This window comes from Neomesorhizobium albiziae (assembly GCF_900114255.1).
Lineage (GTDB): Bacteria > Pseudomonadota > Alphaproteobacteria > Rhizobiales > Rhizobiaceae > Neomesorhizobium > Neomesorhizobium albiziae.
In genome coordinates this window covers 82,652-94,459 of record NZ_FOSL01000009.1, presented here as the reverse complement: position 1 = coordinate 94,459, position 11,808 = coordinate 82,652, and the positions used below count along the sequence as shown (strand labels likewise).

The 11,808-nt window shown below is 61.7% G+C and carries 12 protein-coding genes; 6 read left to right on the top strand and 6 right to left on the bottom strand.

What is annotated here, in order from left to right; translation table 11 throughout:
- Positions 1-25: 25 nt before the first annotated feature.
- Together F3H98_RS15930 and F3H98_RS15925 are read right to left on the bottom strand one after the other, a co-directional pair.
- The gene (locus tag F3H98_RS15930) at positions 26-2,104 is read right to left on the bottom strand and encodes a putative bifunctional diguanylate cyclase/phosphodiesterase (protein WP_149761133.1); all 2,079 of its coding nucleotides are present in this window, start codon (positions 2,102-2,104) and stop codon (positions 26-28) included.
- A 227-nt stretch (positions 2,105-2,331) separates the two neighbouring features.
- A complete protein-coding gene (locus F3H98_RS15925; protein WP_149761132.1) occupies positions 2,332-3,237 on the bottom strand; it encodes a LysR family transcriptional regulator in 906 nt (301 codons plus the stop codon).
- A gap of 116 nt (positions 3,238-3,353) precedes the next feature.
- Here F3H98_RS15925 and F3H98_RS15920 point away from each other — a divergent pair, with 116 nt between their 5' ends.
- Positions 3,354-4,553, top strand: coding sequence for an acyl-CoA dehydrogenase (locus F3H98_RS15920; RefSeq protein ID WP_149761131.1), 1,200 nt, complete (start codon positions 3,354-3,356; stop codon positions 4,551-4,553).
- A gap of 51 nt (positions 4,554-4,604) precedes the next feature.
- Here F3H98_RS15920 and F3H98_RS15915 read toward each other — a convergent pair whose 3' ends face one another.
- Positions 4,605-5,720, bottom strand: coding sequence for a mandelate racemase/muconate lactonizing enzyme family protein (locus F3H98_RS15915; protein WP_149761130.1), 1,116 nt, complete (start codon positions 5,718-5,720; stop codon positions 4,605-4,607).
- A gap of 159 nt (positions 5,721-5,879) precedes the next feature.
- Between F3H98_RS15915 and F3H98_RS15910 the strand changes: the two genes are divergently transcribed.
- On the top strand, positions 5,880-7,070 hold the full coding sequence (locus tag F3H98_RS15910; RefSeq protein WP_149761129.1) for a glycine C-acetyltransferase: 1,191 nt from the start codon (positions 5,880-5,882) through the stop codon (positions 7,068-7,070).
- Positions 7,071-7,080: 10 nt separating this feature from the next.
- On the top strand, positions 7,081-8,115 hold the full coding sequence (gene tdh / locus F3H98_RS15905; RefSeq protein ID WP_149761128.1) for an L-threonine 3-dehydrogenase: 1,035 nt from the start codon (positions 7,081-7,083) through the stop codon (positions 8,113-8,115).
- A 4-nt stretch (positions 8,116-8,119) separates the two neighbouring features.
- On the opposite strand, the gene F3H98_RS15900 is transcribed toward tdh, so the two are convergent.
- Positions 8,120-8,530, bottom strand: coding sequence for a type II toxin-antitoxin system VapC family toxin (locus F3H98_RS15900; RefSeq protein ID WP_149761127.1), 411 nt, complete (start codon positions 8,528-8,530; stop codon positions 8,120-8,122).
- Positions 8,527-8,778, bottom strand: coding sequence for a type II toxin-antitoxin system Phd/YefM family antitoxin (locus F3H98_RS15895; protein WP_149761126.1), 252 nt, complete (start codon positions 8,776-8,778; stop codon positions 8,527-8,529). Before F3H98_RS15895 ends, F3H98_RS15900 begins: the two co-directional genes overlap by 4 nt.
- 212 nt (positions 8,779-8,990) lie before the next feature.
- Between F3H98_RS15895 and F3H98_RS15890 the strand changes: the two genes are divergently transcribed.
- Positions 8,991-9,494, top strand: a complete 504-nt coding sequence (locus F3H98_RS15890; protein ID WP_149761125.1) for an HPP family protein — start codon at positions 8,991-8,993, stop codon at positions 9,492-9,494.
- An 11-nt stretch (positions 9,495-9,505) separates the two neighbouring features.
- Here F3H98_RS15890 and F3H98_RS15885 read toward each other — a convergent pair whose 3' ends face one another.
- Complete coding sequence (locus F3H98_RS15885; protein WP_149761124.1) at positions 9,506-9,946, bottom strand: MarR family winged helix-turn-helix transcriptional regulator; 441 nt, start codon at positions 9,944-9,946, stop codon at positions 9,506-9,508.
- Positions 9,947-10,052: 106 nt separating this feature from the next.
- Between F3H98_RS15885 and hmgA the strand changes: the two genes are divergently transcribed.
- Both hmgA and F3H98_RS15875 read left to right on the top strand, forming a co-directional pair.
- Positions 10,053-11,366: a homogentisate 1,2-dioxygenase gene (gene hmgA, locus F3H98_RS15880; protein WP_149761123.1), complete on the top strand. Its 1,314-nt coding sequence runs from the start codon at positions 10,053-10,055 to the stop codon at positions 11,364-11,366.
- 81 nt (positions 11,367-11,447) lie between these two features.
- A complete protein-coding gene (locus F3H98_RS15875) occupies positions 11,448-11,801 on the top strand; it encodes a DUF1428 domain-containing protein (RefSeq protein WP_149761122.1) in 354 nt (117 codons plus the stop codon).
- Positions 11,802-11,808 lie beyond the last annotated feature (7 nt).

Here is an 11,808-nt window from a genome sequence, read left to right as displayed (position 1 = left end):
TGGGGCGGTTCAAGAATCGGTCGGATCAGGCCCTGCTCCCCTGCAACACCGTCAGCGCTGGCTTCTTCGGCGCGCGCGCCATCAGCCAGGCGCGCGCCTGGTCGTCGGGCATTGGAAATGCGATCGAATAGCCCTGCACCTGGTCGCAGCCGATCGACATCAGCGAATTCAGTTCGGCCTCTGTTTCGGCGCCTTCCGCGATGATGGAGATGCCGAGGCCGCGCGCCAACTCGGTGATGGCACGGACGATTTTTGTGTTGTCGCCGTTGGAGTTGATATTCTGCACGAAGCGGCGGTCGATCTTCAGACGGTCGATCTCGTTTGGATTGACGTGGCTGAGCGAGGCGTAGCCGGTGCCGAAATCGTCGAGCTCCAGGTGCACGCCGGCCGCACGGATCTGGCGCAGCTTCGCCGCGATGCCCGTCTTCTCGTCGTCGAGAATGACGGACTCGACAATTTCCAGCGACAGTTTTTGCGGCGGCAGCCCGGCCTCTTCCAGCGTTCTGAAGAGGAAGCTGTCGAAGTCGTGCTCGCGCAACTCCGAACCGGAAACATTGATCGCAAGGCGGCCAAACTGAATGTCGGCATTGTACCAGGCGGCCGCTTCGTGCACGGCCTTGCGCGCAATGATGCGCCCGATCTCTGCCATCAGGCCGGATTTTTCAGCGACCGGGATGAATTCGCCGGGCGATATCATACCGCGCTCCGGATGCTTCCAGCGGACCAGGGCCTCAACACCTGTGATGGCGCCATTGGCCAGCGATACCTGCGGCTGGAAATAGACGCTGAAGGTTTCTTCCGCGATGGCGATCTTGAGATCGCGCTCCAGTTGCTTGCGGTGTTCGAGTTCCTGCCGCAATTCGTCGGAAAAGAACGAAAAATTGCCGCCGCCGAGTTTCTTCGCCGAATAGAGCGCAAGATCGGCGTGCACCAGGAGATCGGCGGCATTGTCGGCATCGACTGGATAGACGGCGATGCCGGCGCTGGCGCCGGGGTGCACCGTGGCGCCCTGGAAGCTGATCGGTTCGTTGATGCGGTCGAGGATGCGTTTGGCCAGCGCGTGAATGTCCTCGCTGGTTCCGGCGCCGTTGAGGATCATCACGAACTCGTCGCCGCCGAGACGAACGCAGAGGTCGGAGGCGCGGCAGGATTCGCGCATGCGTTGCGCCGTCATCACCAGCACATAGTCGCCGGCGGCATGGCCCAGCGTGTCGTTGATCTGCTTAAAGCGGTCGAGATCGAGTTGCACCACGGCAAGCCGTTCGCGCCGGCGGTGCGCGCCCTTGATCAGCGTGTCGAAATGATCGGTGAGGAAAGTGCGGTTGTGCAGGCCGGTCAGCCCGTCGTGAACGGCGATGAAGGCCATCGAGTTGCGGGCGTCGACCAGTTCATGTGTGCGCCGCATGATCACGTTGGACATCGGCCGGAAAATGAACAGCGCGACGAGCACGATGACTGCGAGAGTGGAAAGGAACAGCATGCGATGGGTGCTGAGCATGTTCTTCAGTCGCGCATCCGACGTTGCCCGGATGCGGTCGGCGAGCGCCGTGTAGCCGGCAAGCGTGGCCTTGGCGACCGTCGCGTCGAGCCGGGCTTTGTCCCTGCTCGCCAGATAGCCGGTAACGGTGCTGTTGCCGATACCCAGCTCGGAGCGGACTGCCGCAGCGAAGCGCTTGCCGTTGGCGGCGAGACTGGTTGAGAAGTAATCGAGATAGAACGGCTTCGAAAACAGAATGTTTTCGAGCGTTGGATCATCATTCCGGTCGGGCGAAGGCGTGTCGGCCGCCATTCGCTCCAGCAAAAGGTCGTAGTTTGCTTCGAATTCGGCCGTTCCGTCGTTGAGTTCTGCGATCAGGCCCGGTTTTTCGACAAACGGCGCTCTGTCGGTGACGGCGACAAGGAAGACGACGCGTTGCGAGAGCGCCCTCTGCGCATTGGCAAGCGCAAGCAGCGCTTCGTCGCGCTGCTGCGCGGCCATCATCTGTTGGAGAAGCACATAGGAGGCCAGCGCCATCGCGGCGATGATCGAAAGAGCGACCCAGTAGGCTCCCTTGAACAGCAGGATGAGCCTACCCGACCCAGTCGGTACCGTTTGCTGCGACATCGCCCCCGAAGCCCTTGCATGTTCAGTTTCTTGTTGTTGGTGGCGATCTTGACCGGCAGACGTTAACAGGCTGGAAAGGTTTCGTTTTTGGTGTCTCTTCGATCGTTGATTTTGGCCGAATGGTTAGCGTCGCCTTTCCGGAAAGGCCGGCTTTTGGTCTTTTCCGCAAGAAAGTCCGGAGACCGGCTTCGCGTTGCTGCGACCCGGTGATCTCCTCCGGGTCGGTCTCAGGATCTGAGCGATTGTGCCGAGGCTTCGGCTGTCAGCCAGCGGACGAATTCGCGCAGGCCCGGCCGGTCCTCGCTGCCGGGTCGGAAGGCCAGCCGGTAGGGTACTTCGCCGGCGATGCGGTTGGGCGAAGCCATCACCAGCCTGCCAGCGGTGAGCTCGCGCTCGGCCAGCACCTCCGGCACCAGCGCGACGCCGAGGCCGGCGATTGCGGCTTCGACGACCATCGAGAACTGCTCGAAGCGATGGCCGCGCAAGGTGGTGCGCGGGTCGATACCGGCGACCTGGAACCATTGCAGCCAGAGCGTCGGTCGGGTCGACTGCTGCAGCAGCGGCAGTGCGGCAAGCGCGGCATCGTCGAGAGCAGCGCGGCCGTCGAGCAGGGCGGGGGATGCAACGACGACAAGCTCCTCGTCGAACAGGCGAACGATGCCCGGCTGCCTCGGCTCCGCCGGGCCGCGCTGGATAGCAGCGTCGAAGGCTTCCGTCTCAAGGTCGACTGTCTCCAGCCGAACCGCAAGGTCGATGGCGACATGCGGATGGGCCGCGTGGAAGCCTGCAAGCCGCGGGATCAGCCAGCGATCTGCCAGCGTAGGCAGCACGGCGATGCTGAGCACATCGGACTGGCCGCCGAATGCCATGGTGCGCACTGCCGCCTCATGCAGGCTGTCGAGGATCGCCTCGGCGTCGCGGGCGAAGCGCCGTCCCGCATCGGAAAGCACAAGCCGCTGCCGGACGCGGTGGAACAGCGCCACGCCCAGCCGGTCCTCGAGTTGGCCGATCGAGCGGCTGACCGAACTCTGTGTCAAGCCGAGCTGATCGGCGGCGCGAATTGTCGTGCCGAGGCTCGCGCAGGCGCGAAAGGCCTCAAGTTCAGCAATCGTTGGGACATAGCTGCGGCGCATCGGCTGGCCTACTGTCAAGTTGATCGAATTTGCGCATAAACTCTGAGATATTACTTGTTAGCGAAAAGTGCCGAAGCAGTCTAGGATGGACGAAATCACCCATTTTCGGAGGAACCATGAGCGCATCCAAATCGGCAGGCGGCAGCTTTGTCTGGGCCGACCCGTTCCTGCTTGAAGACCAACTGACCGAAGACGAGCGCATGGTTCGAGACGGCGCAGCCGCGTTTGCCGCCGACAAACTGGCGCCGCGCATCGAGGAGGCCTATCTCGACGAAAAGACCGATCCGGCGATTTTCCGCGAAATGGGCGAGGCGGGTCTGCTTGGCGTCACTATTCCTGAGGAATATGGCGGTATCGGCGCCAATTACGTCACCTATGGGCTGGTCGCCCGTGAAGTGGAGCGGGTTGATTCCGGCTATCGCTCGATGATGAGCGTCCAGTCGTCGCTGGTCATGTATCCGATCTATGCCTATGGCGACGAGAGCCAGCGCAGGAAGTTTTTGCCGAAGCTTGCTTCCGGCGAATGGATCGGCTGTTTTGGCTTGACCGAGCCAGATGCGGGCTCCGATCCGGGCGGCATGAAGACGCGGGCGGAAAAGACCGCCAACGGCTATCGCATCTCCGGCTCGAAGATGTGGATTTCCAACGCCCCGATCGCCGACGTTTTCGTGGTGTGGGCCAAGTCGGCTGCACACGACAACCAGATCCGCGGCTTCGTTTTGGAAAAGGGCATGAAGGGTCTTTCGGCGCCGAAGATCGACGGCAAGCTGTCGCTGCGCGCCTCGATCACCGGCGAGATCGTCATGGAAGGCGTCGAGGTCGGCGAGGATGCGCTATTGCCCAACGTCTCCGGCCTCAAAGGCCCGTTCGGCTGCCTCAACCGCGCCCGCTATGGCATTTCATGGGGCGCTTTGGGTGCTGCCGAGGATTGCTGGTTCCGCGCCCGCCAGTACGGGCTCGACCGCAAGCAGTTCGGCAAGCCGCTGGCCGGCATGCAGCTCTACCAGAAGAAGCTTGCCGACATGCAGACCGACATCGCTCTGGGGCTGCAGGGCTCACTGCGGGTCGGACGGCTGATGGACGAGGGCAAGATGGCGCCGGAGATGATTTCGATCGTCAAGCGCAACAATTGCGGCAAGGCGCTCGACATCGCCCGCCAGGCCCGCGACATGCATGGCGGCAACGGCATCCAGATCGGCTACCATGTGATGCGCCATGCGCAGAATCTGGAGACGGTCAACACCTATGAGGGTGCGCACGACGTGCATGCCCTGATCCTCGGCCGGGCGCAGACGGGTCTGCAGGCGTTTTTCTGAGCCGGCAACGGCTCTCCCGTCTCGGCAATGCGTCGAGGCGGGTTTCGCAGATCAGAGCTGGCAGGCGAAAACCGGATCGCCAAATGTGTTCACGTCGACCTCGATGCCAAGACCGGGGCCAACCGGAATCGTCATCGCGCCGTCCGCGATGCGGAAGTCGGCCTTCGCGTTGGAGACCGTCACCCAGTTGTGGAAGTCGACGGTGTGTTGGCGGAGGGCCTCAGGTGTCGACAGCATGAGCCCGCAATAGGCTGCCGTGTCGATCTCGGCGCCGCCAGTGTCTTCGATTGTCACCTTGAGATTGCGGGCAATGGCGATGTCGCGCACCAGCTTGGCCTTGGTCAGTCCGCCGACGCGGGCGAGCTTGATGGTGATGCCGTCGACCAGTCCGTCGGCCATGGCGCGCAGCAACACGTCGACGCTGTCGATTGTTTCGTCGAGCACCAGCGGCCGGTCGCAGACGCGGCGGATCGCCAGATTCTCATCGTAGCTCGCGCAGGGCTGTTCCAGCGTATAGTCGAGGTCGCGCGTCGCCATCAGGAAGCGCCGCGTATCGGCTGTGCCCCAGCTCGCATTGGCATCGCAAAACAGCACCGTGTCGGCCGGAACGGCAGCACGCACCGCCTGAAGCCGTGCGATATCGTCGTTGACGTCGAGCCCGACCTTCACCTGCAGGCGGCGATAGCCTTCGACGATGTATTTCTGCGCACGCGCCGCCATTGCGTCGGGCGCCTGTTGGGCAATCGACCTGTAGAGTGCCAGCGTGGCACCTTCCGCGCCGCCGCTCATCGTCGCCAGCGACAACCCGCAGTGCTTGCCACGAAGGTCCCAGAGCGCCATGTCGATCGCCGCCTTCGCGTAAGGGTGGCCGTTCAGCAGCAAATCCATGCGGCGGTTCAGCGCCTCGATGCCGGTGGCATCGGCTCCCAACAGGTGCGGCGCAAGCTCGCGCATCGCCGCTCGCGCGCCCTCGGCGAAGGCCGGGTCGTAGAAGCTGCCGAGCGGCGCCATCTCCCCATAGCCGAGCAAGCCATCGCGCGAGGTAATCTCGACGATCGAGGAATCGAATCCTTCGGCGCTGCGCCCGCCGGAGCAGCGATAGGTACCGTCGCGAAACGGCTGCCATTGCCTGTAGATACGAATGCTCGATATGGTCGCGGCTGACATGGATTTCCTTGCCGATGTCTGTTGACAAAACCGGTCCACTCTAGCCTCGTGCGCCCGCGTTCGACGCCAGGGAAGCGGCGAGTCGCCAAGTCGTATTTGTGATAGATCTCCGCTGCTGCGGGGCGGTACGAGGGGCAAATGCCCAGGAACAGGTGCTGAATGAGCAGTAATTTTCTGTCCCACATCGCAGCCGAGCTTGAAGGGCTGAAATCCGCCGGCCTCTATAAGTCCGAGCGCGTCATCACCTCGACCCAGTCGAGCCGAATCGAAGTGGCAAGCGGCGACAAGGTGCTGAATTTCTGCGCCAACAATTATCTTGGCCTTGCCGACAATGAAGAGTTGCGCGCCGCCGCTAAGGACGCCCTCGACCGCTACGGCTATGGCATGGCCTCGGTGCGCTTCATCTGCGGCACCCAGGAAGAACACAAGCAGCTCGAGGCGACCATATCGAACTTTCTGGGCATGGAAGACACTATCCTCTACGGCTCGTGCTTCGACGCCAATGGCGGGCTGTTCGAGACGCTGCTCGGCGAAGAGGACGCAGTGATTTCCGACGCGCTCAACCATGCGTCGATCATCGACGGCGTGCGGCTCTCCAAGGCCAGGCGCTTCCGCTATGCCAACAACGACATGGCAGCGCTCGAGGAAGAGTTGAAGAAGGCGGAAGGCAGCCGTTTCAAGCTTATCGCCACCGACGGCGTGTTTTCCATGGACGGCATTATCGCCAATCTCCAGGGTGTCTGCGATCTTGCCGATAAATACGGCGCGATGGTCATGGTCGATGACAGCCACGCCGTCGGCTTCGTCGGCAAGAATGGCCGTGGCTCACCCGAATATTGCGGCGTCGAGGGCCGGGTGGACATCATCACCGGCACGCTGGGCAAGGCACTCGGCGGCGCGTCCGGCGGCTACACGTCCGGCAAGCGTGACGTGGTCGACTGGCTGCGTCAGCGCTCGCGGCCCTATCTGTTCTCGAACACGCTGATGCCGGCGATAGCCGGCGCCTCGATCAAGGTCTTCGACATGATCGAGAATGGCGCCGCCTTGCGGGAGCGGCTTTATACAAACGCCGAACGTTTTCGTGAAAAGATGTCGAAACTAGGCTTCAAGCTGGCCGGCGCCGGCCATCCGATTATCCCGGTCATGCTGGGCGAGGCCACGATTGCCCAGGAGATGGCGGCAAGGATGCTGGAGCGCGGCATCTATGTGATTGGTTTTTCGTTCCCGGTCGTGCCCAAGGGACAGGCGCGGATCAGGACGCAGATGTCGGCTGCACATTCGACGGAAGATATCGACCGTGCTGTGCATGCGTTTGGCGAGGTCGGCCGCGAACTTGGCGTGATTGGTTAGGAACGAAAACATGTCGAACATGATGCGTGCGCTGGTGAAGGCCAAGGCCGAGCCAGGCATCTGGATGGAAGAAGTGCCGGTGCCGGAGATCGGCCCCAACGACGTGCTGATCAAGGTCAGGAAGTCCGCGATCTGCGGCACAGACGTGCACATCTGGAACTGGGACGAATGGGCACAGAAGACGGTGCCGGTGCCGATGGTCACCGGCCACGAATTCGTCGGCACCGTCGCCGATTTCGGGTCGGCGGTAACCGAATACAAGATTGGGCAGCGCGTTTCGGGCGAAGGACACATCGTCTGCGGCCATTGCCGCAACTGCCGCGCCGGCCGCGGTCACCTCTGCCGCAATACGCTGGGCGTCGGCGTCAACCGGCCGGGCGCCTTCGGCGAATATCTGGCGATCCCGCAACACAACGTCGTGCCGATCCCCGATGATGTGCCGGATGAGATCGCGGCGATCTTCGACCCGCTCGGCAACGCCGTGCACACGGCGCTGTCCTTCGATCTCGTCGGCGAGGATGTGCTGGTCACCGGCGCCGGCCCGATCGGCATCATGGGGGCCATGGTGGCGCAGTGCGTTGGAGCCCGCAAAGTCGTCATCACCGACATCAATCCGGTTCGCCTCGAACTGGCGCGCAAGATGGGCGTCCAGCATGTCGTCGATGCCTCGAAGTCGAAGCTGAGGGACGTGATGCGCGAAATCGGCATGAACGAAGGTTTCGATGTCGGCCTCGAGATGTCGGGAGCAGCCCCCGCCTTCCGCGACATGATCGATACCATGAACAATGGCGGCAAGATCGCCATTCTGGGTATCGCGCCGACCGGTTTCGAGATCGACTGGAACAAAGTCATCTTCAAGATGCTGCATCTCAAGGGCATCTACGGCCGCGAGATGTTCGAGACCTGGTACAAGATGATCGCACTGGTACAGGGGCCGCTCGACGTTTCCGGGCTGATCACGCACCGCATCGGCATCGACGACTACAAGGCAGGCTTCGAGGCGATGCGCAGCGGCAATTCCGGCAAGGTTGTGATGGACTGGTGAGATGTCAGGCCTGATCGGAAATGACGGTCAAGTTTTCGGCCAGGGCGGCTTTGGCCAGCTTGTTGTCCAGCGTGGCTATTGTTCCCCCGCGCCTGATCGCCAGTTCCAGATACGCGGCATCATAGGCTGAAAGCGTATGCCGCCTGGCCAAGGCCAGAATTGCCGAATGCCCATCGAGTTCATCGACATTGGGAGAGAGGTCGGCAACCGCGGCGAGCCCCGTGTGGACCTCATCGGACGTAAGCCTGCCGCGCCGCTCGCTGACGAGAAGAACATTGCGCAGTTCGTGCCAGAAAAGACTGGGCACGGAGGCGCCATCGGACGATGCGATTGTGAGCGCCCTTAGAGCCGCGGGTGAATCCTCATCGGGAATGCTCCAGCTTGCGGCGACAGAACTATCGATGACAAGCGTCACAGCGGCTTCCGGCCTTCATCGCGCGCCGACAGAATGTCCTCGACGGTGATTCCGGTCTTTCGCCCAGATCTCTTAAGGTCAAGGATAGCCTGTACCGCACGTTTTCGGCGCTCCGCTTCGTCTGCTTCGGGCACGATCCGCGCGATCGTCTTGCCATGACGCGTGATTTCGATCACCTCGCCACGCTCGACCTCGCTGAGCAGAGCGGAGAATTTCGCTTTGGCCTCGGATGCCTGAATGGTCTTCATGAATTGCGGCCTTTATTGACCGGTCAATTTAACCAGTTAATTTAAACAAACAGATAAGCCAGCCATTGGTAGTTGTCAATTTGGCTAGCTTGCTGCGGCCATCGCCTGGCATCACGATTTTTCCGCTTTCGGGCTGAAAATTCGAATTTTGATCGTTGCAGGCGGTTCACGGCGTTTGCTATCGAGGCGGGCTTCCTGATCCGGACCTGCCGATGCGCCGCCATATCCGCTCCCTGACAGCCAGACACGAACCGCGGGGGCAATTCCTGTCCCATCTGAAATCGGGCTCGGGCGCTATCCTCGGCATGTCGCTGGTAGGCGGTCTGTCGTCGCTGACAGGGTTGCCGCTGCTGATCGCGCCGCTCGGCGCGACGGCCGTTCTTCTCTTTGGCCAGCCGGCCAGTCCGCTTGCCCAGCCAATGAACATCTTTGCCGGTTATCTCATAGCCGCGATCGTCGGCGTCGCTGCCGCGCTCGCCTTTCCCGGCGCATGGTGGGCCGCCGCTATCGCGGTCGGCATCGCTATCGCGCTGATGCTGATGTTGCGCGTGACACATCCACCCGCGGGAGCATTGCCGCTGGTGGCGACGGCGTCGCCGTTTCAGGGGGCGACGCTTTTTGTGGTGGTGTTGATTGGCAGCGCCAGCCTCGTCGTGCTTGCCCTGATCCATCACTGGATACCGCCGCGGGTTCAATATCCTCGGCCGGTGGAGTAGGGCGGTTGGTCCTATTTGAGCAGTGCTGCTTCAATGGCCCGGATACCGCTCGCGACATCGTTTCGTTCCCGCGCTGACATTCGGGCGAGCAGGGTCTGCTCGTAAGCCTTCGCCATCGGCACCAGTTCCCGATAGACCGATTCTCCCTTTTTCGTCAGCGTCAGGTTTTCAACTCGGCGGTCGGCCGGATCCTGTGTGCGGACCAGCCATTTGCGCCTTTCGAGCTCGGCAACCGCCCGCGAAACCTTGGTCTTGTGCATAGCGGATTGTTCGCCGATGGCTGTCGCCGTCATGGTGCCGTGCTGGCCGAGCCCGGCCAGCGCGCGCCATTCCGGGCGTGTCAAACCATGGCGGTCACGGTAGATTTTCGAGAATTCCCGGCTGACGGCGTCGGCCAGCCGATTGAGCCGGTAAGGCAGGAACATCTCGAGTTCGAGGATTTCGGTGTCCATGATCTGGCTCCCGGATTTGAGGCCGTACGGCGGCCCTCGGCTGTTGATAGTTACATTTTCAATGGTTACAGATGAAACGAATTTGGTCAATCGGGAGGAGAAAGCCATGACCTTCCAGTATATGCCGGGCTTCGGAAACGACTTCGAGACGGAAACCCTTCCGGGCTCGCTGCCGCAGGGCCGCAATTCGCCACAGCGCCCGGCTTACGGTCTTTATGCCGAGCAACTTTCCGGCTCACCCTTTACAGCGCCGCGCGGCACCAACGAGCGCTCCTGGCTTTACCGCATCCGGCCGAGCGTCAAGCACACGGGCCGTTTCAAGCCGGCGAGCTATCAGCAGTGGAAGACCGCCCCAAACATTCACGATCACGAGCTGGCGCTCGGGCAATATCGCTGGAACCCGGTGCCGATGCCGACGGAACCCACCGACTTCATCGCCGGCATGCGCACTATCACCACGGCCGGCGATGCACTGGGGCAGAGCGGCATGGCGGCCCATGTCTATGTCGCAAACCGTTCGATGATCGACGACCATTTCTTCAACGCGGACGGCGAGCTGCTGATCGTGCCGCAGGTCGGGCGGCTGAATTTCGTCACCGAGATGGGCGTGATCGAACTCGCTCCCGGCGAAATCGCGGTGCTTCCGCGCGGCCTGGTGTTCAAGGTCGAACTGATCGACGAGACGGTGCGGGGCTATGTCTGCGAGAATTACGGCGCCAAGTTCACCATGCCCGACCGCGGACCGATCGGCGCCAACTGCCTTGCCAATCCGCGCGACTTCAAGACCCCTTGCGCCTGGTTCGAGGAGAAGGAGACGCCGTGCCGGCTGATCGTCAAATGGTGCGGCTCCTTCCATGTCACCGAACTTGGCCATTCGCCTCTCGACGTCGTCGCGTGGCATGGCAACTACGCGCCCTACAAATATGATCTGGCTACGTTTTCGCCGGTCGGTGCGATCCTTTTCGACCATCCCGATCCGTCCATCTTCACCGTGCTTACCGCGCCGAGCGGCGAGGAAGGCACGGCCAATGTCGACTTCGTCATTTTCCCGCCGCGCTGGCTGGTGGCGGAAAACACCTTCCGGCCGCCCTGGTATCACCGTAACATCATGAGCGAGTTCATGGGCCTCATCCACGGTCAGTACGACGCCAAGGAAGAAGGGTTTGTCCCCGGCGGCATCAGCCTGCACAACATGATGCTGGCGCATGGACCGGACGCGCCGGGCTTCGAAAAGGCCTCGAAGGCCGACCTGAAGCCGGTGAAGCTCGACAACACGATGGCCTTCATGTTCGAGACCCGCTTCCCGCAGATGTTGACCCGCTATGGGGCGGAACTCCCGACTTTGCAGCAGGACTATATCGACTGCTGGAAGGACCTGAAGAAGCGCTTCAACGGCACCGTCGAAGGCGATTGGAGTTAGCACCGAATCTTTCCGGCCGGTTGTCGGAACCATCCCTCGCGGTTCGTCCTTAGGTCGTTGTGACCACAAAAGGAGAAAACCATGACTTATGTTGATGGCTTCGTTCTGCCCGTGCCGAAGGGGGAATGGGAAGAATACAGGAAGAACGCCGAACTTGGCAAAACCGTCTGGATGGAACACGGAGCTCTGTCCTATGTGGAGGCCGCCGCCGACGATGTGCCGGATGGCGAGGTCACGTCGTTCCCCCTTGCGGTGAAAAGGGAAGAGAATGAGACGGTCGTCTTCTCCTATGTTACCTACGCGTCACGTGAACACCGTGACGAGGTGATGAAGAAGGTGATGGAGGATCCGCGCATGAAGGCGGGCATGGACAAGATGCCGGCTTACATGAAACGCTTGATCTATGGCGGCTTCCAGGTGTTCGTGGAAGCATAACGGAGAG